This is a genomic window from Pseudomonas sp. HMSC063H08 (genome assembly GCF_001813645.1).
Classification (GTDB): Bacteria; Pseudomonadota; Gammaproteobacteria; order Pseudomonadales; family Pseudomonadaceae; genus Pseudomonas; species Pseudomonas aeruginosa.
This window is the reverse complement of record NZ_KV813423.1, coordinates 1-343: the sequence shown is the minus strand read 5'-3', so window position 1 is coordinate 343 and position 343 is coordinate 1. Positions and strand designations below refer to the sequence as shown.

At 62.7% G+C, this 343-nt stretch carries 1 pseudogene; it reads left to right on the top strand.

Annotated elements, in window-relative coordinates:
• Positions 1-343 (top strand): annotated as a pseudogene (locus tag HMPREF2924_RS11950) (pilus assembly protein); the annotation flags it as partial.

The window sequence follows — 343 nt, the reverse complement described above, 5'->3', positions numbered from 1 at the left end:
ATCATGGCCCTGGCCGCCGACGGCACGCTCTATCTATCGGAGAGCCACCAGAACGACATTCACGTTCTGTCGTTCATCGACCGTCTCGATCGCCGTGGCTTCCGATACCAGCTCAACCTCACCGACCTGCAGACCATTCACCAGCTCTACCGCGCCGTCGCCATGGACGGCCTGGTCGATAGCGATGGCCAGCGCGCCACCCAGATGCAGGAGCGCGTGGTCAAGATCATTCGTAAGGCCACTGAGCTGCGCGCCAGTGACGTGCATTTCGTCGTGAGTCCCGCCGGCACCGGCAGCAAGATCCGTTTCCGCGTCGACGGCCTGCTGAAGACCGTCGAGCAGT